The organism is Algimonas arctica (assembly GCF_014652695.1).
Lineage (GTDB): Bacteria > Pseudomonadota > Alphaproteobacteria > Caulobacterales > Maricaulaceae > Litorimonas > Litorimonas arctica.
Genome location: NZ_BMZH01000005.1, coordinates 61,207 through 85,788, shown reverse-complemented (window position 1 = coordinate 85,788; position 24,582 = coordinate 61,207). Strand labels below are relative to the sequence as shown.

Sequence of the window (24,582 nt, the reverse complement as noted above, 5' to 3'; positions counted from 1 at the left end):
AAAGCGCCAAACAGGGTTGAAACGAGGCGGGGGCTCCGCCAAGGCATCATCATGGATAAAACCACCCCAATTTTACAGCTCAACAATGTCTCCAAATCTTACGGCGGAACGCCCGCCGTCAAGAATGTCAGCTTTGAGGTTCGGCCCGGCGAAATTGTTGGATTTTTGGGCCCCAATGGTGCGGGCAAGACCACATCCCTCCGGATGGCGCTCGGCTATGTGAAACCCGATTCGGGTGATGTGAAGCTGTTTGGCGGACCGCCCGGTGAATCCGCTTTTGGCCGTGTCGGTTTTCTTCCTGAAGAACGGGGGCTTTATAAAAAACAGACGGCCCGCGAAGCCATTGCGCATATGGCGCGGCTGAATGGGATCAAACGGCGCGAGGCGTTTGCCACCGCTGATGAGATGCTTGACCGTTACGGGCTGGGCGACGCTAAACGCAAAAAGAACAAAGACATGTCCAAAGGCATGGCGCAAAAGGTGCAGCTTCTGTCTGCCATCGCGCATGATCCGGAATTCTATATTTTGGATGAACCGTTTTCCGGTCTCGACCCGGTTAATCAGCAAGTGCTCGAAACGATGGTGCGCGAGATTGCGGCGCGCGGGCGGACCATCCTATTTTCGACCCATGTCATGGAACATGCGGAACGGCTGTGTGATCGCATCCTGCTGATGAGCCGCGGCGGCAAAGTGTTTGACGGGTCCGTTTCAGAGGCCCTCGACCACGCCCCGCGCCGTGTTATCTTGGCGTCAGAAAATAGCGGTCTTGCCGAGACCGTTACGCCGTTTGCCGTGGATATGGAACGGCGCGCAGACGGCGCGCTTGATTTGCTTCTATCGCGAGAAGCGCAAACACCCGATATATTAGAACGCTGCGTGCAGGCGGGGGTGCGCTTGACCCGGTTCGAGCCGATGCGCGCGAGCTTGCATGAGGCCTTTGTCGCCTTAGTGGGCCGCGATGCGCTAGACGCGGACGACGCCGAAATGACTGAGGAACTGTCCTAATGTCCGATCGCCAATTTTCGAGTCGCAAGGGCTTGCCCAAATTCTCCCGTATCTGGCTGATCGCGATGCGTGATTTCATGGGGTATGTGAAGACGTGGGGTTTCTGGCTATCGTTCCTGCTCCCTGTGCTCTTCGCGGGCTTTGGCATCATGATGCAAACAGCCGACATCGATTTTTCGCCGCCTCGCTATGAAACCGTCATTGACGATACGGGTGTGCATGGTCAGGCTATTGTCGAGTCTTTTGCCGCAGAGCGGGATGCGCAAATGACGGAGATAGTTCAGGCGATGGCGGCTCTGTTGCCCGAGGCTGAGCAAGTAGGATTCCGCGCGCGTGTCGAACGAGACGGCGCAGCGGCTGGACTGGCCGAATTGCAAGACCGCTACCCGATGGTGGCCTCGCAAGTTGAATTGCCGCCCGCTTCGATGGTCTTCGTTGCCCCCCCGGCCGCAACCCTAGAGGCGTTAGCGCCGTGGTTAGAGGGTGAGCGTTCGCTCGACGTAAACGGTAAATCGGTCCGTCTGAACGGTGTCATTATTATTCGCGGCACCGCAGACGCGCCTGAGCCGCAATATTGGTCTAAAAACTTCAATAATGCCCCAGCTCAACGGTTGATGGAACGTTATTTCAGGGGTTTGGCAAAAGCTCGCTTTCTTAAAACGGGTGAGTTGACATCGGAGGCCTATGATGAGGCATTGAAAAGTCGCACCCAGGTCTCAGTCTTTGATCCCGCAAAACTATCGGGCGCGACCGCCGATGATCCGGCCGCAGTGTCTAGGCTCGACCAATTGCCGTTTATAGCCGGGATTGGGTTGGCGTTTTTCCTCCTGATGACAATCTTTGCCGGCTCTTTCATGCTGCTGACCTCAATGATTGAGGAGAAGATGAATAAGCTTCTGGAAATGATGCTGGCGTCGACGCGGTTTTCCGAAATCATGCTGGGTAAAATGCTCGGCGCGGCCCTGCTGACCCTGGCGTCGCTCGCGCCTTATATCCTTGTGATCTTAGTGGGGCTGGTTGGTTTCTTCTTTTTTGGTAATCCAGAACAGGCCGCCGCTATTCGGGAAGCGTTCCCCCCGTCGACCGTAGCGACGTCTGTCATCTTCCTCGTGCTCGGCTATATGTTTTATGCGGCGATTTTGATTGCTTTGGGCGCGCTCGCGCAATCCATGCAGGACGCGCAGACGCTGTCTCTGCCTGTTATGCTCGTCTTATTTATGGGGCTGGGCGTGATTGTGATTGGGGTGAATGCGCCGGATAGTCCGATCGTGATCTTTGCGTCGATTTTTCCCCTGACTTCGCCTTTTGCCATGATGATCCGCCTCGCGAGTGAGCCGCCGCTCTGGCAGGTTCTGCTATCGATGGGACTACTGGCAAGTTCCGTTGTCGGCGTGATGTGGGTCTGTGCGCGGATCTTCCGTTTTGGCGTTCTATCCGGGTCCGGTGTCAGCGCGATTAGCAGCTGGTTCCGCCGCGTGATTTTGCGAAAGTCGGTTTAAATCCTATATGACAGCTATGACCCCAGATAATGCTCGACATGCTATTCTTGATGCGGCCTTAAATGACGCGGCGTTCGAAGGGTGGACCGATGTCATGCTGGGCAAGGCCGCGCTAAAAGCAGGCCTGCCTAAGGGGGCGTCCGCGCTTTATTTTCCAAACGGTGTGATCGAGGTTATTCAATTCTGGTCTGACCGGATGGACACCTCCGCACGGGACAAGATTGAAGCCTTGGACCTGAAAACATTGAAAATCCGAGAGCGTGTCACAGAGTCTGTTGCGATCCGCCTGTCCGAAGTCGGACGCCATGAGGAAGCGGCGCGGCGCGCCCAAGCGAGGCTAACGCTTCCGGACGGTGTCGGCACAGGCGCCAAACTCACGTGGAACGCCGCGGATATGATTTGGCGCGCGATTGGCGACACGTCAACGGACGCGAATTTCTATTCTAAACGCGCGGTTCTTTCTGCCGTTCTTGCCTCAACCGCCCCGATTTGGTTGTCCGATGCGTTGCCCGGGAAACCTGACGCGCGCCGTTTCCTCGACCGCCGCATCGCCAATGTTATGCAGTTCGAAAAGTTGAAGGCGCAAGTCAGGAAAGCCACGGCCAACGCCCCGAACCCGGCGCAAATCCTCGGGAGCCTGCGTTACGGTCTGCCCAAAGGCGGCCTGCCCACACGCCGCCGAAAACGGAGTATCCGGCGCGGCGCTGGTTAAATGCTTGGGTTGTAGCTACCGCGATTTAGGGTGTCTGTTTTTCCCCGAAGCCGGACATATAGTGAACTTGATGGGACGCTGACTATGTGCGTGTAGCGGGCCTTTGATCATTTGTGTTTCAAAGTTGAATTTTCAAAAAATGCTGATGCAGTAGCGCGGCTATAGCCCCCGTCTATATTTATGCGCATTTTTAGAAATTGCGTGCCTCGTCAAGGCATGCAAATTTCGCTTACTCCACGATGTCGGTCTGCTCACCCCAGCAAGAAATTTAAATATGTCAAATGTTTCATTTATATGTTTTGGATTTTTCGCTTCGATTGTCGTTTCCGCTTGCACCCATAGTGCGCAGCCCTCTGACAATACACGCGCCGATCGTCATTTAGTGAATGGGTTTGTGTCGCTTGCTGACCGAACCCGTCTTCCAAAGGGAAGCGCGGTCGAAGTAAATGGGGTTAAGCAACCTATTGGCCCAAATGGGACGTTCGCAATATCAGTATCCAACGAAGACATTTATCGGGTGAAACTGTCAGGGGCGGGGCTTTACGATAGCGTACATACATTTTCCCAAGCTGAATTGATGGCCAAAGATGGAACAACCTCCATCCCAGACATAATTCTCGTCAAAAGAAAAGCGGGCCGCCGACTTTTGACCTTCGGGGGTGACGTTATGATGGGGCGGCGTTATCTCAAACCCCAATGGGAAGAAGAGCGTCTCATTCACACCTCGACGCGTCTTGAAGATATGAAATCAATTTTGTCGGAAATGAAGCCATATTTTGAAATCGCAGATTATGCCGCGATAAATCTTGAAACGACCCTTGCGACAACAGAGCCGGTAGAGGCTGCACCTAAGAGTGTTGTTTTTTATACACACCCGGACATAATCAAAGCCTTAGAGTGGATGGGCGTCGATTATGTGTCGCTGGGCAACAACCATACATATGATTATTTAGAGCCCGGTCTGGAAAAGACCCTTTCGGCTTTGGAAAACTCCAAACTCGGCTTTTCCGGTGCCGGACGACGTGAAGCTGAGGCCCTCAAACCTCATATTGCCTATCTTGATGGCGTGCCTGTTTCGGCTTGGGGCTTTGTGGGTTGGAAGGGGCGCGTGACACCAAATCAAGTTGCGGAGCCAGACAAGGGGGGCGCGGCTTATGGTTCGGAAGATAACATTCAAGGATCATTAAACGCGGGTGTCAATTCAAATCAGATCGATGTCGTGCAATATCATGGATCCCGCGAGTATAGCGAACGGCCCAGCACATCCACGGAATCCCGATTGAAACTAGCCGTCGACCATGGTGCAGACTTGGTTGTTGCGCATCATCCCCACGTTACACATGGTTTCGAACTATATAAGGGAAAGTTGATTGCATATTCGCTTGGTAACTTTGCCTTTGATCAGTTTTTTAATTCCACCCATGCGGCGGCAGTCATTAATGTCTGGATGGACGGCGATGAATTTTACCGCGCGGAGATTATACCAATCCATGTGAAAGGGTATAAACCTGTTCCTGCTACCAACGATACAAGGCGTTATATATTGGATCGGATCGTCCGCTTATCGGAAGAGAGGAACACCCTCGTAAGTCGATCAGGCGGTCACGCCGTTATCGATAGTCGACAGGCAGAACCCGCCATCAAGCCATCCGACAGAGATGACATTTTATATGTCGGTGATTTTGAGAGCTATAACACCTTCGAAACCTATGAACGAACATGGGCCGCCGAAAACGCCAAGTTCGAGCTTGGTACGGACGCGCGAAATGGACTCTATGCTTTAGACGTCACACCCATAAATTCAGATGAGCCTACAACATTTGGCTTAAAAACATTCATGCGGGTTTACCCGGCTGATAGAATGCGTTGGCAAGGCTATATCAAAGCATCAGAGGGCACGACGATTTCTGCGTCCATTCAATATCGACCAACTGGAATGAACCGATACGAAGCGCTAAAAAATGCACCACTAGAGCCGCTGGGATCTTTTGAAATTAAGAACGATAGCTGGACACCTATTCACTTTGAGTTTGAGGCTCCGAGTTGGAAGAGCGATGCCTCGCGTGTCCTATTGAATATTGAAAATACAAAAGCGCCGGTAAAGTTTGATGATATCGAGATCATTCCAATTGGAACCCCACATGAGGGTTTAGGTGGATGATTAATGCGAATGAACTCTGGCTGCGAATTCTCTCGACATTAGATTAAACGATACTGATGTTTTATTTTACTGCCAAGTCAGACGCACCCGCTTCGGAAACGAACGAAAGAGGCATTGCTCTTTGTCTGGCGGGGGGGGCGGGGGTGTGTTTAACACGATAGCCGAGGGTCGCCCTTTGTCCGGAGTGGCCTCGCGTGGTCCTAATGGGTCATGCCCCTGAATTTACGGTCTCGGAACCCGCCGAGGCCATCAAACGCTCGATTGAGGCAAGCTCCGGTCCTGTGCGGGTGGGGGAATAGAGCCGCGTTATGATTGCGAAATCAGACCCTTGCATGTGACTTAACTCAGAAAGACGATCATAACTTATTTATAATTTTCTCTATCATGTTAGGCGGAGGAAATTATCTCGCCGCCCCATAATACAACGTCAAAATTGAACACCAGTTTTCAGGTCACAATAACGAAACATGTATCCCATTCTGGCCCTCATAAGCTTTGCTGTTCTAATCAGTCTCGCCCTATTTCCATTGGCAAGGCGAACGGGAGCACCGCTGCTTCTGGTCGTTCTGGCTGTCGGAATGCTGATTGGTGAAGATGGTATCGGGAATTTTTCTTTCGACGATTTTCAGCTGGCTTATGACCTTGGGACTGTCGCGCTCGCTATCATTCTATTTGCGGGCGGATTGGAAGCGGACAAAGGCGTCTTTCGCTCGTCGGGTGCACCGTCACTGATACTCGCCGTTCCCGGCGTATTGATTACGGCCGGGATTGTCGCTTTAGCGGCCTATTTTCTCTTAGACATGCCCATTATGTATGCCTTGCTGCTGGGGGCGGTTGTCGCGCCGACAGATGCGGCGGCGACCTTCTTGCTCATACAGCAAGGCGGACTGAAATTACCCGACCGGGTCAAGAATACATTGCTTTTAGAATCTGGGTTTAACGATCCCGCTGCCATCAGCTTAACCGTGATCTTAACGGCGGTTATTGGCACGACCATCCAAGCCGTGGAGGCCGAGTGGCTCAGCTATGTCTGGCTTGTCGTCGGACAAATCGGTTTTGGCGTTATTGGCGGCGTCGTCGGCGGCAAATTACTGGCGGAATTCATGAATCGTCTGCCGATGCCAACGGGCACCTACCCTGTCTTGGCAATTGTTGGAGGTATTCTGATTTTTGCGGTCACAGGCTTAGTCGGCGGGTCAGGGTTTCTAGCTATTTACATTGCCGGGATCGCGTTGCGGAACTGGCTTCGAATACCTTTGGAAAGAATCACCAACTTTAGTGAAGGGATGCAGTGGCTCAGCCAAATCATTCTGTTTTTGATCCTAGGCCTTCTGGTCACGCCGAGCGATTTACCGGACTCCATTGTTCCTGCCTTGATCTGTGCGGGCGTTCTGACCTTTGTCGCCCGACCCGTTGCCGTTGTCCTCAGTGTCGGGGCGCTCGGTTTCAATTTACGCGAACTCGTGTTCCTCAGCTGGGTTGGATTGAGAGGGGCGGTTCCGATCTTATTGGCCATCTATCCGGTTGTTGCGCCGGGACCGGTCGACATATTGTTTTTCGAAACTGTCTTCGTCATTGTGGTTGCGTCCTTGCTTCTACAAGGCTTCACCGCCGGAACTCTTGGCAAAGCCCTCAAGCTCGACAATAATTAAGCTTTAACGCCCGATGCGCGCGGTTCCTTGTCCGTTGATCCTCTGGATCAACGGACTGCGTCATCGGGTAGCCGAGGATCGCCCTTTGCCCGGTTCACCAATTGCCCTAGACGGACTCTAATGGATAATGCCCCTGAATTTACCGTCTCGGAACTCGCCGGGAACATCAAACGCACGATTGAGGAAAGCTTCGGTCGTGTGCGGGTGCGAGGCGAATTGGGCCGCGTCACGATTGCGAAATCCGGCCATTGCTATCTGGATATGAAAGATGACCGCGCGGTTATTAATTCGATTATCTGGAAAGGCACGATGTCTCGCCTCTCCATGCGCCCTGAAGAGGGGATGGAAGTGATCGTCGAGGGGAAGGTGAGCACCTATCCGGGGCGCTCGAACTATCAGCTCGTGATTGAAAAGATGGAGTTAGCGGGCGAAGGCGCGTTGATGGCGCTGCTGGAACGGCGCAAAAAAGCGTTCGCGGCGGAAGGCTTGTTTGACGCGGATCGCAAACGGGTTTTGCCGTTTATGCCCAAGGTCATCGGTGTCGTAACTTCACCAACCGGAGCCGTCATCCGCGATATTTTACACCGGATCGAAGACCGCTTTCCGGTGCATGTGCTGGTCTGGCCCGTGCTTGTGCAGGGCGACAAGGCCGCGCAGCAAATCGCGGGGGCGATTACCGGATTCAATCACGCAGACGGATTTCCGCGACCCGACGTGTTGATCGTCGCGCGCGGTGGTGGATCGCTCGAAGACCTCTGGTGTTTTAATGAGGACATTGTTGTCCGCGCGGCGGCCAATTCGAAAATTCCGCTGATCTCTGCCGTCGGTCACGAAACCGACTGGACGTTGATCGATTATGTCTCTGACAAACGCGCACCGACGCCGACGGGCGCGGCGGAAGTGGCCGTGCCGGTGCGGGACGACTGGTTGGAAACGGTCGCGGATTTGGGTCTGCGGTTGATGCGCGGCTTGCGGCGCAGCGTGAATGACCGCGAGGTACGCCTGCGCGGCGCTCGCCTCCCGCATCTCAATACGGTCCTCGGCCCGCCGACCCAACGGTTCGACGCGGCGCGTCTGCCGTCCTTGGCGCGACTGCTGGATCCGAAACGGATGCGCTTAAACGCTTTTGGATCACGCTTGGTTGATGGCGGTTCGGCGCAACTGAGGCGGCGCACGCAAGATCACGCGCAGCGATTGAACCGGGTGCAAGGGGCGTTGCAAGCCTCGGCGCTGCGGGGATTGGAGGATCGCCGTAACCGGCTTGATCGGGCCGCTAGCCTGCTCGATGCTTACAGCTATCAAGGCGTGTTAAAGCGTGGCTATGCGTTGGTGACTGATGTGGACGGCGGGGTCATTCGCTCTGCCGAGACGCCGGCTCCGGGGCAGGGTGTGACGCTGACCTTCGCCGATGGGAAACGCGCTGCTGTCATTGACGGGGCAACAGCACGCAAGAAGCCCGCAAAAAAACAAAGCAGCCCTCCCAATTCACCACAGGCGTCTCTCTTCTGAGTTGGGCCTGTTTTAATTTAGGCCCGCAGCCGCTATGTCGAGACTATGAACATGTTTTTTCAAAAAAATGGCGAAGCACAGCTCCACTACGGCAGCTCTGACTTCACCATCCTCGAAGGCGGCGGCTACGTCATTTGCGCGACAACGGGCGAGCAAATTCCGCTCGAAGAATTGCGCTACTGGAATGATGACCGTCAGGAAGCCTATAAGGACGCCGATGCGGCCTTGAAGGCGTTTCAAAAGGCTGGCGAAGTATGAAGCGGCTTGCGATAGCATCAGCGTTTATTGTCGCCTGTTTGGCTCAGCCATCCGTTGCGACAGAGAGTTCTACGGAAGTCTCAAATGACGCTCAATTCGTTGAAGTTTTCGGCTTGGTTAAAGAGAGTTGCACGGCTGATGAAAACTGTGATGCCGCGCTTCCTACTCAGGATGAGTTGAACCAGATTTGGACAAAAATGGTTGAGGGCGTTAATCAGAACCTTGATCTCAACTGCCACGGAATTACCAGACAGGGCGGCATGGTGATCTGTCAAACAGCTCCGAACGCCCGAGTCGAAGTTGGGCGCGCAGAAGACGATGTTTACGTCCAGACAGCCGATAAAAACGGCATTGTCATTATTGGCTTTGACCGCGATGAACCCGCCGCCTTTGCGCGCGTGGGCGAACGCCGTGTGAACTTTACCATCACGCCGCGCGAATACGATACGTCCATCATCAACGGCTTGCCGAGCAATATGGTCAATGAATATTCGGAAAGTGACCTCAAACGCATCCGCGCTGCGTCCGCGCGCAAGAAAGTAGGATTTGCCTCCAAGGTCGAAGAAATCGGCTTTCGCGACGGCTTTACCTATCCCGTTACGGACCACATTAAGACGACCAATTTTGGCGCGCAACGGATCCTGAATGGGGAACCCAAGAGCCCGCATTTCGGAGTTGATCTCGCGGCGCCCAAAGGCACACCGATTCTCGCGCCCGCAGGCGGCATCGTCTCACTCGCGGATGACGATATGTATTTCGAAGGCTCGTTGATTATGATTGATCACGGGCAGGGGCTGATTTCCTACTATCTGCACAATGAAGACGTGATGGTCAAAGAAGGGCAGCGCGTGACACAAGGTCAACAGATTGGGACCGTCGGTAGCCGAGGCCGCTCGACGGGTCCGCATCTCTGCTGGCGCTTGAAATGGCGCGGGCGTAATCTTGACCCGGAATTACTGACGGAGTGGCCGACGCATGGCTAAGTTGCCGCAAGATTGCTTGACGATGATAGAGGTTCGCGAAGGCGTTGATGCGCTCGACCGAGAGCTCGTGCGCCTGCTCGTGACGCGGCAGGGCTATATGCATGCGGCGGCGCGGATCAAACCGACGCGCGACGCGGTCTATGATGCAGACCGGATTGAAGACGTAGTCGAAAAAGTCCTGATTGAGGCGCGCGCGCAAGGCCTGTCGCCCGCCATTGCCGAACCGGTTTGGCGCAAGCTGATAGAGCGCTGCATCGCGCATGAATTTGACCGCTGGGATGCCACGCGCGAGAAAAAATCGGCATAAAAAAGCCCCCGGTGAAAACCGAGGGCTAAATGTGTTGGGGAATTGGACTTAGTTGTCAGGCGTCCACTCACCAATGGCCATACAGGTGCCATCAGGTTGAACCGTGGTGTCTTCGGGGCAATCCACTAACGGCGTAACATAGCCTTCACTGTCGATATCCGTGTCGACGTCCTCATCGACAGTATCGTCAGTGTCGTTGATTTCGCTGTCTTCAGCGTCCCACATTTTCTCGCTCGATTCCTCAAGCTCATCTGTGGTGTCTTCAAGCTCGTCCGCGGTTTTTTCCGCCTTTTCGATCATTTGTTCTGTTTTCATTTTCGCATCATTGTCGGATTCAACATGGGAATCTTGCGCGAATGCCGTGGGTGCGGCGAAAGCAAAAGCCATCGCGGCAACGCCAGAAAGAAGTGTTTTCGTCATGAGTGTCTCTTTTATAATATGTCCCAGCGGTGGTGAATTAGCTACCAGATTAGGGCGAGAATTTGGCAAAGAGAGCGCCTGACTGCGATCACCCGTTAACTTTGAGACAGGAATCTAAGCGCGCTTAGAGCGTCATTATCACAGGTAATTTGGGTGGATTTATCTGCTAAGTGTCCATCGGTTTTGTGACCGCATGCCTTGTTCCTGCCTTTTTTGGGCCTTGGCAGGTAAAGGGTGAGGTCACAAAGTGACCGCTATCGTGTCACGATTCGTTTTTGTAGACGGGTTTTGGCCAGCGCCGATGGACCCAAAACCACTGCGCGGGGTTCTCACGAATGCGGTCCTCGATAAACGTTGTCACGGCGCGCACGCCCGCTTCGACGTCACTGTCACGGTTGCCGACCCGGTCCCAGTCTAAAGGCGGGTAGAACTTGACGTGAAAGCGTGCGCCGTCTCTGACTACACATATCGGCAGGATCGGGCGGCCCGTCTTGAGCGCAAGGCGCACCGCTCCCTGCGCGGTCATGGCGTCCTGTCCAAAGAACGGTAGTTTTAGACCGGTATTAAATTTTTGGTCGTTCATAATGGCAATGCTCTCGCCGTTTCGGAGCGCTTGGAATAATTCCCGCCCGCCGCGATGCGTCGATTTCTGAACAAGGAACTTGGTGCCATAGGCTTCGCGCTGTGCCCGGACGCGCTGATCGATGAGGGGATTATTGATTTTACGGTAGGTGACGCGAACGGGCTTTGATGATTGGGTCAGCACCGCGGCCATGACTTCCCAATTGGCAAAATGGCCGGACACCAGGATGGCGGGGGCGTTGTCGAGAAAAAGGTCCAACCCTTCGACGGTGACAGATGTGCCGTTCCGTGGCGACCCATCGTCAAACGCGTGGATCCGATCTGTTAGGGCGAATTCAGCAAATGTGCGCCCCGTATTGTCCCATTGATCGCGAAGGTAGGTTTTCAGTTGCGCGTCTGACGCCGTTGGAAACGCGATGCGCATATTGGTTTTAGCGATCGCCTGTTTGGATGTCATCGGACCAATAATCCGCAAGAGTGCACCGCCCAGCCAAGAGACAAACCGAAACGGCAAGAGCCGTAATAATCCTGTTAACGCGTCATAACCGAAGGCTTCGACCCGGTGGCTAAATTTAATGGGGTCGCTCATTTTGGCTTGCTCGGATGAGAGGCGGCCGCGTTGATGATGGGGTGAAGCAAACGCCGTAGCGTCAACTCATCCTCGAATTGAACCTCAACCGGAAAAGCATGAATACCACGACGATAGCCGGAGGGCAGGCGGACATGGTCCTTTTCTGTCGTGATCAATGTGGCGTTATATTCCGAAGCCAGCACGAACAGGCCTTCGATCTCCGTATCTGTAAACGTGTGATGGTCTGCAAAAGGCACTTCCTCGACCAATTCGCCGCCCATGCGCCGGAGTTGATCGAAGAATTTGTTCGGCCGTCCGATGCCGGCGAAGGCGTAAAGCCTGCCGGGTGGCGGGCTTTCTTTGGCGGCCAGAAAAGCAGGGATGACGACATGCCCTTCGAGTTGATCCGCGAGGTGTTGATCAATGTCATAATCCGCGCTTGGTTTCATCAGGATGACCGCGTCTGTGCGAGACAGCGCATCGTCGAGCGGTTCGCGTAAGGGCCCGGCCGGAAACACACAGCCGTTCCCAAAGCCGACTTCAGCATCTACAACCAGCAAGGACAGCGTTTTTTCCAGCAGCGGGTTTTGATGCCCGTCATCCATGATGATCGCGTCCGCGCCCTCTGACACAGCGGCAACAGCGCCTTCATCACGCGCGGCGGCGATCCAGACGGGTCCAGACCGAGCAATAAGAAGTGGCTCATCCCCGACGTCTTCGGCCGTATGCTGGGGGTTCACGGCAATCGGTCCTTTGAGCTGCCCGCCATAGCCACGGCTAAGGCCATGCGCGTTCACCCCCATGCGGCGAAGGCTTTTGAGCAAGTAAATGGTGACCGGCGTTTTTCCAGTCCCGCCCAGCGTTGCATTCCCGACGCAGATGACAGGCACTCCCGGGTCGAGGGGTGTCGTCCGATTGCGTCTGCGGCGTCCCCCCCACGCATAAAGGGCGCCGAGTGGACGCAGGACAGTCCGGATCATGGGCGCACTGTCCCGGCCTTGGCGAATGTTCCAAAACTCAGGAGGTCTCATGGGGACGGCCTCACAGCAGTTGCTCCAATTCTTGGATCGTCCGATCAAGTGTGCCGGAACTTTGCGAGGCAAAGCCTTGCGCGTTTGCCGCAATATCGTCCAGCCGTCCATTCAGCCCGTCGCGAATGAGCGTTACGGCTTCGCGGGGGTCGGCAATCATAATGGCGTCGAAATCGTTCATCTTGCGGAATAAGTCGACAAAGCTGGCGTGATAAGGCCCGGTGATGACGGGTACGCCCGCGCGGGCCGCTTCCAACGGGTTGTGGCCCATCAACGAGGGATGAAACGATCCGCCTAAGACGCAAATATCAGCGAGGGCGAGCGCGAGCCCCATTTCGCCCATGGTATCCATGACATAGGCTTGGCCGCGCGGTTTTCCGCCATGAGATCGCGCTGTTGTCCCCAATCTGTCCGCAATGGCTTGCCCGCGTTCCGGGTGTCGTGGCACCCAAATCATATAGGCTTCTTCGCGTAAGGTTGAATGGAGCCGATGGAAGACTTCTTCCTCGGCTTCATGCGTTGACGCGGCGAGCCAGATTTTCCGGTTGCCAATTTCGGCGCGAAGGGCATCAAACTGCGCCTGGTCATAATCAAGCGCGGGGGCATCAAGCTTCAGATTACCAATGTTTGGCAAGGAATTCATGGCGAAGGTGGCAATGCCGTCAGCGGTTTGGCGGTCGGCGGTCAGGATCGTATCAAACGCGCCGAAAACCGAACGCGCCATCGGTAATCGCTTGGCCCAGCCAGCCAGTGACTTTTCGCTCATGCGCGCATTGATCAACGCCAGCGGAACTCCGGCGCGCTGTGCGGTCCAGATCAGATTGGGCCATATTTCACTTTCGGCAAACACGGCTAAATCAGGTCGCCAATGGCCGATAAATCGCGCTGTGGCGCGTGGCGTATCGAGGGGTAGATATTGATGAATGGCTCCCTCGGGCAGCTGTTCGGCCATTAAGTCGGCGGAGGTTTTCGTGCCGCTGGTGACCAGCACAGTGCGCCCCGGCGTTTGGAGTAAGCGCGCAATAATGGGGCGCAGCATTTGAGTTTCGCCGACGCTGGCTCCGTGCATCCAGATCACGGTGCCAAGAGGGCGCTTGATGTCCGTCACGCCATAGCGTTCACGCTGTCGCGCCGGATCTTCTTTACCCGCTTTGAGGCGCATGCGGATCAGCAGGGGTAAAAACGGCGCGACCAGAGACGTGACGACGCGGTAGGCCAAAGGTGTTTTAAGCGGATTAATCACGCCGGCAGCACGGGATTATGACCCAAGGCAATATCGGCCTCGGTCATCGCGTGGTTCATATCGGCCTCAACCTGCGCGCGGATGGTTTCCATCTCAGCTTCAGTGGCCGTCTCGGAGATTTGGACGGGCGTTCCCCAAATAATTTTACCGCGACCAAAGGGCAGCGGCAGAATGAAACGATCCCAACTGTTGAACTGTTTTCTGTTTGCGACAGAAAATGTGCAGGGCAAGACAGGCGCGCCTGAGAGCTTGGCCAATCGAAAAGGGCCGATAGGCACGCGCTGGCGCGGTCCGCGCGGGCCGTCGGGTGTAATGACGATACAGCCGCCCTGTTCAATCGCATCGAGGATCTCTCGGCCTGCTTTGCCGCCGCCCTTAATCTTTGTTTTGGCGGCATTTTTGGCAGACCCCCGCACGGTGGAGAGACCAAGCCAGCGGCACGTCCACGCGACGACAGCCCCATCGCGTGATTTTGAAATCAGAACATGCGGATGTTGAAAGCGTTTTTTCCACGCACTGGTCAGCAGCAAGAAGCGGGAATGAAAGGTCAGCGCGATTAGACCCTCTCCGCTTGCAATAACGGGTTCGGCCCGATCTGCGTGCTGAATGTCCCAACGGGTCGTATATTTGACCAAGGTCATCCACAGCGCGACCAGCCCGCCAAGGAGGGCTTGCATGAATGCGGAGCGCATCAAGCGTTTGAACACAACTGCCCTCCCTGATAACGGCCATGTTAAACATGACATGGGCGATATGGCTGACTTAGGCGACAAACCTCTCGATCTCAACGATCCAAAAGACCGAAAGCAGGCGCAATATGACCTGACATGGGGTGATCACGGATTCCTGCGCAAACGCTTTGCTAATCGGCATGACTTGGGCGGTGGGATGTACCGCGAGAATCAACCCTCGCCAGATCGCATCAAAGTCTGGGCCGACGAAGGGATCAAGACGGTGGTTAACCTTCGGGGTCCGTCACCCAAAGGCTTCTATCTGTTAGAAAAAGAAGCCTGTGAGGCGCACGGTATCGCGCTGGAAAATTACCGCATGTATTCGCGCGATGTCCACACGGTGGACCGCTTACTCGGGACAAAAGAGTTGTTCGATCGGATCGAATATCCCGCTGTTATGCATTGCAAATCTGGCGCGGACCGAACCGGTATTATGGGCGTGCTCTATCGTCATTTCCGTATGGGCGATTCGATTGGCGAGGCGATGGAGCAGCTTTCGTTCAAATATCTCCACGTTCGCCAAGGTAAGACGGGGATGCTCGACTTCTTCTTCAATGACTTTCTGAAATATCAAGCTGATCATCCTGACGTGACCTTCGAAGAGTGGGTCAAAGGCCCTTATGATCCGGAAGACGTCAAAGCGCGGTTTATGGAACAGTGGAGCGGCAACCCGATCACGGAAATGATACTCCGGCGCGAGTAAGAAAACACAGTGTCGTTTGGCTCTAAATTGGATCTCATGCGTAAGTAAGGTTCAATAAAGAGGAACCGACCATGTCATCAGCTAAAGTCGCCATTATCGTTACGTCCCACACACAAATGGGTGGGCCTGACACAGATCCGACCGGGGTTTGGCTCGAAGAACTCACCACGCCCTATTACGCGCTTCGGGATGCGGGTCTGGATGTCAACGTGTTCACCATTGCGGGCGGTGCGGTGCCTGTTGATCCCCGCAGTATTGGCGGAGACGATGAGCCGGATGAAAGCGTGAAGCGCTACCGCGACGACGCCGATCTCCAAGCCTTATTCAAAAACACGCCGTCAGTCGAAGCCGTCACGGTCGCAGATTACGATGTTGTATTCCTACCCGGCGGACACGGGACCATGTTTGATTATCCGAAAAGTGCCACGCTTAAATCAATCGTTGAGCAGACGCTTACCACAGACAAGCTGTTGGCGTCCGTATGTCACGGTCCAGCGGGCCTTACGACAGCTGTCGATTCGAGCGGGACGTCAATGATGGCTGGTCGCCGTGTCACCGGTTTTACTAATTCTGAGGAAGACGCTGTTGGCCTCAGTGATGCCGTGCCGTTTTTGTTGGAAACACGCCTTAAAGCACTCGGCGCAGACTATGTGTCCGGCCCGGATTGGGAGCCGTTTGCGGTCCGCGATGCCGGATTAATTACGGGACAAAATCCACAGTCCGCGGGCAAAGTTGCAGATCTCATCTTGGAAGCCCTAGAAGAGCGCAAAACAAAAGCCTAAGAGCGGGCATGGAATATTTACACACGATGGTTCGCGTCGCGGACATTGACGCCTCGCTTGACTTTTATTGCGGGGCGCTAGGCTTAGAAGAAATGAGCCGATACGAGAATGAAGGCGGGCGTTTCACGCTCGTCTTCCTTGCGGCTCCCGGTGATGCGACCCGCGCGCGCGCGGATCAGGCGCCTATGGTTGAGTTAACGTATAATTGGCCCGTTGAGGGCGAAGATAACGAAATCTATACGGGTGGGCGGAACTTTGGCCATTTGGCTTACCGCGTCGATGATATCTATGCCGCCTGCGAGCGGTTGCAAGCCAAGGGCGTGATCATCAACCGCCCCCCGCGCGACGGTCATATGGCTTTCGTGCGCTCCCCCGACGGTATTTCCATTGAGTTGCTACAGCGCGGGGATAATTTGCCCCCAAAAGCACCGTGGAAAGACATGGAAAGTGTCGGAGTCTGGTAATATCGAAAAGGCTTCTGCCGTCTCAACTTATTGTTCGCAGATAGAGTTTCAGACGCCGCATCCGACATGTTAGATTTCAAGTTTTCCAAGGACCGAGATCAATGACTGCACATCCTTACACCGCAGGGCAGTTGCTCCCCAAAGAAACGCCGACACTCGGCAAGTTTTCGTGGGAAGATCCGTTCTTGCTGAATGATCAGCTCACCGAAGAAGAACGGATGATCAAAGAGGCGACCGCCGCGTTTTCCTCTGAGCATTTGGCCCCCCGCATCATTGACGCTTTTGCCGACGAAACTGTCGATCCATCGCTGTTTAAGATGATGGGCGATCAAGGGCTGTTGGGCGTCACATTGCCGGAAAAATACGGCGGCCTCGGCGCAGGCTACGTTTCTTACGGTCTTGTCGCACGGGAAGTGGAACGTGTTGATTCGGGCTATCGCTCGATGATGTCAGTTCAATCCTCGCTCGTGATCTATCCGATTTACGCTTACGGCAGCGAGGAACAGCGCCAGAAGTATCTGCCGGGTCTGGCCAGCGGTGATTTGATTGGGTGTTTCGGTTTAACGGAACCTGACGCCGGATCCGATCCGGGCGGCATGAAAACGACAGCGAAAAAAGTCGCAGGCGGCTATAAGCTCAACGGCGCGAAAATGTGGATTTCCAACGCGCCGATTGCGGATGTGTTCGTCGTTTGGGCGAAGTCCGATGCCCATGACGGCAAAATCAGAGGCTTCATTCTTGAAAAAGGCATGACAGGTCTCAGTGCGCCGAAAATTTCCGGCAAACTCAGCCTTCGTGCCTCTGTGACAGGAGAAATCGTGATGGAAGACGTCCTCGTGTCTGAGGACGCTCTCATGCCGCATGTCGAAGGTCTCAAAGGCCCATTTGGCTGTTTGAACCGGGCGCGTTACGGCATCGCTTGGGGCGCAATGGGCGCGGCAGAATTCTGCTGGCACGCGGCTCGCCAATATGGCTTGGACCGCATCCAATTTAATCGCCCTCTGGCCGCGACACAGCTGTTTCAGAAAAAGCTCGCCGATATGCAAACCGAAATCGGTTTGGGCTTGCAGGCCGCTTTGCAAGCGGGTCGCTTGATGGATGAGGCGAAAGCCGCGCCGGAATTGATCTCGCTCATCAAGCGCAATAATTGCGGCAAGGCGCTCGATATTGCGCGGCAATCACGCGACATGCACGGCGGCAATGGAATTTCCGGCGAGTATCAAGTGATGCGCCATATGGTGAACTTAGAGACCGTCAACACGTATGAAGGCACGCATGACATTCACGCGCTGATCTTGGGTCGCGCGCAGACGGGTCTTCAGGCTTTCTTTTAGACATGAGCTATGATCACGCGGAAACGGTCCATCGGAATTTCCTAAGCCGCGTTGGCGCAGGTGATCTCCCGACATTGAGCCGTTCGCTGACGCTAAAAAGCGTCGGCCTCACCGATCAGGACTTGGTTGCGCTGTTTGATGCGCAACTGATGTCGCGTCATCTCGACCGCGTTGCGCTAAAACTGCAAGCGCGCGGGGAGGGGTTTTATACAATTGCCTCCTCCGGCCATGAAGGTAATGCCGCGATTGCTTGGGCCACGCGGCCTGACGATATGGCGTTCCTTCACTACCGCGATGCAACCTTCCAAATCGCGCGCTCGCTCCAAGTGCCCGGCACGACGCCGCTGTGGGATATGCTACTCAGTTTTTCGACTTCGAAAGAGGACCCGACCTCGGGCGGGCGGCATAAAGTTTTAGGGTCAAAAGCGCTGGCGATCCCGCCGCAAACTTCGACCATTGCCTCGCATCTTCCCAAAGCGCTCGGCGCGGCGTTCAGTATTCCGCTATCAAAACGGATCACGCCCGAACATCAGCAATTGAAGACGGACGGCATCATCGTCTGCACCTTTGGCGATGCGTCGCTCAATCATTCCACGTCACAAGGCGCGCTAAACACGGCAAGCTGGACGGCGTTTCAGGGCTCACCACTGCCGTTGCTGTTTGTCTGTGAAGATAATGGCATCGGGATTTCAACCAAGACGCCCGCAAACTGGGTTGAACAGTCGGTAAAATCCCGGCCAGCGCTCGAATATTTCCAATCCAATTCTCTCGATATTGTTGAGGCTTATGACACGGCCTCCAAGGCGGTCGACTATGTCCGCCGTTACCGCAGACCCGCCTTTCTACATGCGAAATGCGTGCGGCTTTACGGTCATGCCGGCCCCGACGCGCCGAGTACCTATTTGTCGAAATCAGAGATCAAAGCGACCGAAGCGCAAGACCCATTGCTTTACACTGCGGCGCGACTTGTCAGCGAAGGTGTCATGACGCCCGCTGACATCGTCGCTCGCTATGAGCAGACGGCGGCGCGCGTCGAGCGTGTGGCAGAGCAGGCGATTAAGCGTCCGCGATTGAGCACGGCGCAAGAGGTCGCGGAGAGCTTAGTTCCGCCCGCGCGCATTTGCACAGATGTGCCAGCGCCCAGCGAAGAGACGCGCAACGCCTGTCTCGGAGACAGCGATCTGCGCGCGACGGGCCAGCCTCAGCATATGGCGAAAATGATCAACCTCGCGCTGACAGATCTGATGCTGGCGCATGAAGAGATTATTGTCGCGGGCGAAGATGTGGGTCGCAAAGGCGGTGTGTATGGCGTGACCCAACGCCTCCAGAAACGGTTTGGCGCGCACCGTGTGATTGACTCGCTACTGGATGAGCAGGCGATCCTCGGGTTGGGCATTGGCATGGCGCATAATGGCTTCCTGCCGATCCCGGAAATCCAGTTCTTGGCCTATCTTCACAACGCTATCGATCAATTACGCGGCGAAGCGGCGACATTGCCGTTCTTTTCCAAAGGGCAATTTACCAACCCGATGGTCATCCGCATTGCGGGTCTCGGCTATCAACGCGGCTTCGGCGGGCATTTCCACAATGAGAATAGTGTCACGGCGCTGCGAGACATTCCGGGCCTCATCGTCGCGTGCCCAAGCAATGGTCGCGATGCTGTTTTGATGTTGCGAGAATGTGTCAGGCTGGCCCGCGAAGAGCAAAGGCTAGTCGTGTTTCTGGAACCGATCGCGCTGTATATGACGCGCGATTTACACGCTCCGGGCGACGGGGAATGGACATTCGCATACCCGCAACCGGATACGGATGACGTGATCTCTCTCGGTGATGTTGGGGTCCACGGGACGGGCAAAGACCTTGCCATCATTACCTATGGCAATGGCGCTTACCTGTCGCAACAAGCCCAAAAAATCCTGAAAGCCGACCATAATATTGACTGCCGCGTCATTGATATGCGCTGGCTATCGCCCTTGCCGAAAGAGGCCATATTGAAGGCCGTTGACGGTGCAAGCCGTGTTTTGATCGTCGATGAATGTCGCGAACAAGGGTCGCATAGCGAAGCTTTGATGGCTTTGTTTGCGGAATCCAGCGATCTTCCGACCGTTCGGCATATGGCCGATGATTGCTTTATCGCGACGGGCCCCGCCTTTGGCGTAACGATGCCCGACCGCGATTCCATCGTCGAACGGGCTGTCACGTTTGTCAAAGAGGCGCGCTCATGAGCCCGACAAAGAAAACCGCGCTTGTCGTCTGTCCGGGCCGCGGGGTCTATAATGCGGGTGAGCTGGGCTATCTGAAGACTCATCACGCTGATAAATCCAATTTAATTACGTCTTTTGATCGTCAACGCGCGGCGTTGAACCAACCCTTGATCGCGGACTTAGACAGTAGTGATCTCTTCTCCCGGTCTAAATTCACGCGCGGCGATAATGCGTCGGGTTTGATTTATAGCGGCTCCTATGCTGACTTCCTGAGCATCGACCGCGATAGGTTCGATATTGTCGCCGTGACGGGGAATTCGATGGGCTGGTACACGGCGCTCGCTTGCGGCGGTGCCTTGTCCGCCGAGGACGGCTTTCGCACCGTCAACACGATGGGCACCATCATGCATGAGCATGGAAGGGGCGGACAGTTCGTTTATCCGGCGATGGATGATGAGTGGCTCTCCAATCCCGACACACGCAAAATATTGCTCGACTTGGTCGACAGTATCGACGGTCTTTATGTGTCGATTTATTTTGGCGGGATGATTGTTCTTGCGGGCACGGACGCTGCGCTCGTCGAGGCCGAGAGTAAGCTTGAGGTTATCCAAGGGCGCTTTCCGATGCGCTTGCCAAACCATGCCGCATTTCACACATCCTTAATGGCGCCGAACTCTGACAGGGGCTTCGCCGCCCTGCCGCAGACAATGTTTAAGCAACCGACGCTGCCAATGATTGACGGGCGAGGCAAAATTTGGATGCCCGGCGCGGCGAATATGACGGAGCTTTGGGATTATACATTCGGTGCGCAAGTCGTTGAGACCTATGATTTCACCCGCTCGGTTCAAACGGGCCTCAAAGAATTCGCGCCGGATTGCGTGATTGTCTTAGGTCCGGGCAATACGCTCGGCGGGGCGACGGCACAATCGATGCTCATGTGTGACTGGAACGGCCAGTCAACAAAGACGCAGTTTTTGCAACAACAGGCGACCGAGCCGATGATGCTCGCGATGGGTCATCAGGCGCAACGGCCCTTGGTCGTCTAATACGCGGCACACGATATGCCCGAAAAGGCAAATATTACTGCGGACAGAGCAATTCGCCCAATGACAATGGCGCATAAACTTGGCACAGCGCACAACTTATATGCAGGAGAGTGTGATGAAGAGCATTGCCGTTCTAGGACTGGGTAAAGTCGGCGCACTGGCCGCGCAATTGCTGGTCGATAGCGATTTTACGGTCGTTGGTGTTGATATGAATGCCAACCCGGAGGATCACGGGTATGACGTGCGCAAAATTGACGTCACCGACGCGGCTGCCCTCGGGGCGCTTTTCGGTGACGTGGATGCCGTATTGTCCTGCCTACCATACCATTTGAATATTGGCGTCTCTGATGTCGCGCATGCGGCGGGGATCCATTATTTCGATCTGACTGAGGACGTGCCGACAACAAATCACGTCCGTAAGCTCGCCGAGACTTCCAAAGGTCTGATGGCGCCGCAATGTGGGCTAGCGCCAGGCTTTGTTGGGATTGTCGGGGCGAATTTGATCGAACAATTTGACGAATGTCGCTCTTGCCGCATGCGCGTTGGCGCGCTGCCGCAAAATCCGACAGGCCTGATGGGCTATGCGTTTAACTGGTCACCTGAAGGCGTGGTCAATGAATATCTCAATGACTGCGAAGTCATTGAAGGCGGCGAGCGCAAGATGGTGTCCGCGATGGAATGGCGCGAAAAAATCTTCATCGGCGGGCTGGAACTGGAAGCGTTCACCACGTCGGGTGGTCTCGGAACTATGTGCGAGACCTATCTCGGTCGCGTGGCGAATATGGATTATAAAACCATGCGCTACCCCGGTCACTTCGATCTGATGAACTTCTTCTTCCACGAACTTCTCATGCGCGAAGACCGTCAAAAAGCGGGTGAAATTTTGATCAATGCCAAGCCGCCGGTGGATGAAGACATTGTCTATGTCCATGTTGCCGCAGAGGGCTTTATTGATGGAAAACTGTCGCGCAAAGAATTCGTTGGCGGCTACAAACCGTTGATGATTGCAGGCAAGAGCCGCACCGCTATCGCGTGGACAACGGCGGGTTCTGTTGTGGCTGTGATTGAAATGGTTCGCGAAGGAAAACTGCCAAGTAGCGGTTTCTTGAAGCAAGAAGACATCTCGCTCAGCGCGCTGATGGAAACACGGACAGGTAGCTTTTACACACGCTAATCCGCTAAGTGACTAACGCAAGGGCGCCTCAACGAGGCGCTCTTTTGATTCCTGCTCTAGCCCAATGCCGTCCACTGACGCACGGTCAACTTCAAAGCCTTGCTCAGCAGCGCTGTCCATCCGGACTGAGACGGCGTTGCGAATTTCGGCTGGCGAGAGCTGTGGGGCCGGATCAAAGCGAGCATCCGGGCTAATCAGCATCACAGAACGATCCAAGGCAAAGTTGTCGGCCATTCCCGGTGCGCCTGCGGATGCGATGCCCGCTGTCCCGAGAAGAATGGCCGCGCTGACGAGGCTATTTCGGATTTTATAACGTGTTGCATGTGTCATGCGACCCATATCGGGGTCAAATGGGACCGAATTTGGGCAAAGGTAGGGCCATGCTATGGTTTTAACTCACAAAAAAAGTCCGCCGAAGCGAACCTTTCTCTATTTACGACGTGAAGATCTTATTCAGGGGGCGCATCGAAGTCTGACTTTGCGTCAACATCTACATCAAGGTCCAGATCTGGCGTTTCTAACGCTATTTCGGTCTCATCAATGTCGGCGTCAAATTCACCGTTAGTCAAAACATCGCTATCAGTTTCAAACTTTTCCGTTGCTTCTGAGGGATTATTCTCAGGGATTGCAATGTCTGTCGACCAATCAGGATTATAACTGTCATCAGTTTCGATGGCGCCCATAACGTCTTCATTGGACTCGAATGTCACACCTTCATCGACTGCGATCTGGGCGTCGGTCTCGATTTCAGCCTTCGTGGCGGCATCCTGTTGAGCGTTAGCAGGCGGCGTCAGTGTCGCGTCTGTATCATGCGAAACGGTCACATCTTGTGCGAGTGCGAAGGATGAAACAGTTGTCGCCAGAATAGTCCCGGCGATGAGGGATTTCAAATTTGTCTGTGTCATGTCCGTATCTCCTATTTAATGATTGGACACTCAACAAACGTCGGCCTCGTAAAGGCGTTCTTTCTGAATAGATTAGGGTTTCGTAGTGCTGATGGCCGAAATAAGGCAAACTGTGAGGTGTTGCCTTAAAGTGCGAGATTATCCGGCATGTCCAACCCGCGACGGGCGCAGGCGGCCAGCACAGTATTGCGCAGCAGACAAGCGATTGTCATCGGGCCGACGCCACCGGGAACAGGCGTAATCGCGCCGGCGACAGGGACCGCATCCGCGAAATCAACATCCCCGACCAGGCGGGTGCCCGATTTACGCGACGCATCATCAATCCGATTTATCCCGACATCAATGACGCAAGCTCCCGCCTTGATCCAATCGGCCTTGACCATATTGGGTCGGCCCACGGCCGGGACCAAAATGTCAGCGCCTCGGCAGACGGCGGAGAGGTTTTCAGTCCGGGAGTGGGCCAGCGTGACGGTGCAATTCTGTTCTAAAAACAGCAGAGCGGCGGGCTTACCGACGAGAATGGACCGCCCGATGACGACGCAATGTTTACCGGATAAATCGCCCAAGGTCTCTTTGGCGAGGATGACGCAACCTGTCGGGGTGCAGGGGCGAAGGCCCGGTTGTCCCAACAGGAGCCGTCCGGCACTGGTTTCGGTCAGGCCATCGACATCTTTGTCGGGATTAATTTCGGCAATGACACGGTCGCTGTTAATATGCGCGGGAAGGGGAAGTTGAACGAGAATGCCATCAACATCGGGGTCGACGTTTAGGGCGCGGACGGTGGCAACGACCTCGGCTTCAGAGACATCCGCCGGTAAGCGATGTTCTAAACTGCGCATACCGGCTTCTTTGGTGAATTTAATCTTATTGCGAACATAGACGTGGCTGGCGGGATCGTCGCCGACAAGCACAACGGCGAGCGTTGGCGTGATCAAAAGTTGGCTTACGGCAAGGCCAACAGCGGCGCGCAATCGGGCGGCAACCTGTTTTCCATCGATTAAATTATCGCTCATGTCCAACTCTCCAACACTGGCCAACTTTTCATGCAGGGGTATGCCTGTCGTTCAGGTGGTCGCGCTATAGACGTGATAGAGAGCGTAAGTGAAGGCTGTTCGGAAAGGCAATATGCGATTGGGGTGCTCTGAGACGAAATGTGGACAGTGGCGCGGAAGGCCTGCAAACGCATTCGGGTGGAGGGAAACGGCAGTGACTGTCTTAAACCATTCGCAAAGGCGCGCTAGAGCGGGCCAGTCTACGGGGGATGATATTAGATTCGATCCTGAAAAAAGGGAGTTGCGTAACGGAT

The 24,582-nt window shown here is 54.9% G+C and carries 24 protein-coding genes; 16 read left to right on the top strand and 8 right to left on the bottom strand.

What is annotated here, in order from left to right; translation table 11 throughout:
* The first annotated feature begins 51 nt into the window (after window positions 1-51).
* The 9 genes from IE105_RS07485 to IE105_RS07445 all read left to right on the top strand — a co-directional run bounded on the left by IE105_RS07485 (window position 52) and on the right by IE105_RS07445 (window position 10,086).
* Entirely contained in the window at window positions 52-1,005 is a 954-nt protein-coding gene (locus tag IE105_RS07485) for an ABC transporter ATP-binding protein (protein ID WP_189497046.1), read from the top strand.
* On the top strand, window positions 1,005-2,504 hold the full coding sequence (locus IE105_RS07480; RefSeq protein WP_189497044.1) for an ABC transporter permease: 1,500 nt from the start codon (window positions 1,005-1,007) through the stop codon (window positions 2,502-2,504). The genes IE105_RS07485 and IE105_RS07480 overlap by 1 nt, the downstream gene beginning before the upstream one ends.
* A gap of 7 nt (window positions 2,505-2,511) precedes the next feature.
* Complete coding sequence (locus tag IE105_RS07475) at window positions 2,512-3,216, top strand: COQ9 family protein (RefSeq protein WP_189497042.1); 705 nt, start codon at window positions 2,512-2,514, stop codon at window positions 3,214-3,216.
* 274 nt (window positions 3,217-3,490) lie between these two features.
* Complete coding sequence (locus IE105_RS07470; protein WP_308429084.1) at window positions 3,491-5,377, top strand: CapA family protein; 1,887 nt, start codon at window positions 3,491-3,493, stop codon at window positions 5,375-5,377.
* A gap of 467 nt (window positions 5,378-5,844) precedes the next feature.
* Window positions 5,845-7,029 (top strand): potassium/proton antiporter, encoded by a 1,185-nt coding sequence (locus tag IE105_RS07465; RefSeq protein ID WP_189497038.1) that lies wholly within the window; start codon window positions 5,845-5,847, stop codon window positions 7,027-7,029.
* Between the two features lie 120 nt (window positions 7,030-7,149).
* Window positions 7,150-8,538: an exodeoxyribonuclease VII large subunit gene (gene xseA / locus IE105_RS07460; RefSeq protein ID WP_189497036.1), complete on the top strand. Its 1,389-nt coding sequence runs from the start codon at window positions 7,150-7,152 to the stop codon at window positions 8,536-8,538.
* Window positions 8,539-8,589: 51 nt separating this feature from the next.
* Window positions 8,590-8,796, top strand: a complete 207-nt coding sequence (locus tag IE105_RS07455) for a DUF2093 domain-containing protein (protein ID WP_233354041.1) — start codon at window positions 8,590-8,592, stop codon at window positions 8,794-8,796.
* On the top strand, window positions 8,793-9,779 hold the full coding sequence (locus tag IE105_RS07450) for a M23 family metallopeptidase (RefSeq protein ID WP_233354040.1): 987 nt from the start codon (window positions 8,793-8,795) through the stop codon (window positions 9,777-9,779). Before IE105_RS07455 ends, IE105_RS07450 begins: the two co-directional genes overlap by 4 nt.
* Window positions 9,772-10,086, top strand: coding sequence for a chorismate mutase (locus tag IE105_RS07445; RefSeq protein WP_189497031.1), 315 nt, complete (start codon window positions 9,772-9,774; stop codon window positions 10,084-10,086). The genes IE105_RS07450 and IE105_RS07445 overlap by 8 nt, the downstream gene beginning before the upstream one ends.
* Window positions 10,087-10,134: 48 nt before the next feature.
* Here IE105_RS07445 and IE105_RS07440 read toward each other — a convergent pair whose 3' ends face one another.
* The 5 genes from IE105_RS07440 to IE105_RS07420 form a co-directional block, all read right to left on the bottom strand.
* A complete protein-coding gene (locus IE105_RS07440; protein ID WP_189497029.1) occupies window positions 10,135-10,506 on the bottom strand; it encodes a hypothetical protein in 372 nt (123 codons plus the stop codon).
* Between the two features lie 262 nt (window positions 10,507-10,768).
* A complete protein-coding gene (locus IE105_RS07435; RefSeq protein ID WP_189497027.1) occupies window positions 10,769-11,677 on the bottom strand; it encodes a lysophospholipid acyltransferase family protein in 909 nt (302 codons plus the stop codon).
* Window positions 11,674-12,690 (bottom strand): tetraacyldisaccharide 4'-kinase, encoded by a 1,017-nt coding sequence (gene lpxK, locus IE105_RS07430; RefSeq protein ID WP_189497025.1) that lies wholly within the window; start codon window positions 12,688-12,690, stop codon window positions 11,674-11,676. Before lpxK ends, IE105_RS07435 begins: the two co-directional genes overlap by 4 nt.
* A 10-nt stretch (window positions 12,691-12,700) precedes the next feature.
* Window positions 12,701-13,933: a 3-deoxy-D-manno-octulosonic acid transferase gene (locus IE105_RS07425; RefSeq protein WP_189497023.1), complete on the bottom strand. Its 1,233-nt coding sequence runs from the start codon at window positions 13,931-13,933 to the stop codon at window positions 12,701-12,703.
* Window positions 13,930-14,625 carry a lysophospholipid acyltransferase family protein gene (locus tag IE105_RS07420; protein WP_189497021.1) on the bottom strand — a complete coding sequence of 232 codons (696 nt, stop codon included), beginning with the start codon at window positions 14,623-14,625 and terminating at the stop codon, window positions 13,930-13,932. Before IE105_RS07420 ends, IE105_RS07425 begins: the two co-directional genes overlap by 4 nt.
* Here IE105_RS07420 and IE105_RS07415 point away from each other — a divergent pair.
* The 7 genes from IE105_RS07415 to IE105_RS07385 all read left to right on the top strand — a co-directional run bounded on the left by IE105_RS07415 (window position 14,609) and on the right by IE105_RS07385 (window position 22,371).
* On the top strand, window positions 14,609-15,367 hold the full coding sequence (locus IE105_RS07415; RefSeq protein ID WP_233354039.1) for a protein-tyrosine phosphatase family protein: 759 nt from the start codon (window positions 14,609-14,611) through the stop codon (window positions 15,365-15,367). The genes IE105_RS07420 and IE105_RS07415 overlap by 17 nt on opposite strands.
* A gap of 71 nt (window positions 15,368-15,438) precedes the next feature.
* Entirely contained in the window at window positions 15,439-16,149 is a 711-nt protein-coding gene (locus IE105_RS07410; RefSeq protein ID WP_189497019.1) for a type 1 glutamine amidotransferase domain-containing protein, read from the top strand.
* A gap of 8 nt (window positions 16,150-16,157) precedes the next feature.
* Window positions 16,158-16,613 carry a lactoylglutathione lyase gene (gene gloA / locus IE105_RS07405; protein WP_189497017.1) on the top strand — a complete coding sequence of 152 codons (456 nt, stop codon included), beginning with the start codon at window positions 16,158-16,160 and terminating at the stop codon, window positions 16,611-16,613.
* A gap of 101 nt (window positions 16,614-16,714) precedes the next feature.
* A complete protein-coding gene (locus tag IE105_RS07400) occupies window positions 16,715-17,947 on the top strand; it encodes an acyl-CoA dehydrogenase (protein ID WP_189497015.1) in 1,233 nt (410 codons plus the stop codon).
* A gap of 2 nt (window positions 17,948-17,949) precedes the next feature.
* Window positions 17,950-20,172 (top strand): dehydrogenase E1 component subunit alpha/beta, encoded by a 2,223-nt coding sequence (locus IE105_RS07395; protein WP_189497013.1) that lies wholly within the window; start codon window positions 17,950-17,952, stop codon window positions 20,170-20,172.
* Window positions 20,169-21,197 (top strand): ACP S-malonyltransferase, encoded by a 1,029-nt coding sequence (locus IE105_RS07390; RefSeq protein WP_189497011.1) that lies wholly within the window; start codon window positions 20,169-20,171, stop codon window positions 21,195-21,197. The genes IE105_RS07395 and IE105_RS07390 overlap by 4 nt, the downstream gene beginning before the upstream one ends.
* Window positions 21,198-21,312: 115 nt before the next feature.
* The gene (locus tag IE105_RS07385; RefSeq protein ID WP_189497009.1) at window positions 21,313-22,371 is read left to right on the top strand and encodes a saccharopine dehydrogenase C-terminal domain-containing protein; all 1,059 of its coding nucleotides are present in this window, start codon (window positions 21,313-21,315) and stop codon (window positions 22,369-22,371) included.
* Between the two features lie 12 nt (window positions 22,372-22,383).
* On the opposite strand, the gene IE105_RS07380 is transcribed toward IE105_RS07385, so the two are convergent.
* From IE105_RS07380 to folD, 3 genes are all read right to left on the bottom strand, one after another.
* Window positions 22,384-22,701, bottom strand: coding sequence for a hypothetical protein (locus IE105_RS07380; protein ID WP_189497007.1), 318 nt, complete (start codon window positions 22,699-22,701; stop codon window positions 22,384-22,386).
* Window positions 22,702-22,820: 119 nt separating this feature from the next.
* Window positions 22,821-23,276: a hypothetical protein gene (locus IE105_RS07375; RefSeq protein WP_189497005.1), complete on the bottom strand. Its 456-nt coding sequence runs from the start codon at window positions 23,274-23,276 to the stop codon at window positions 22,821-22,823.
* 125 nt (window positions 23,277-23,401) lie between these two features.
* Complete coding sequence (gene folD / locus IE105_RS07370) at window positions 23,402-24,289, bottom strand: bifunctional methylenetetrahydrofolate dehydrogenase/methenyltetrahydrofolate cyclohydrolase FolD (protein ID WP_189497003.1); 888 nt, start codon at window positions 24,287-24,289, stop codon at window positions 23,402-23,404.
* Between the last annotated feature and the right edge of the window lie 293 nt (window positions 24,290-24,582).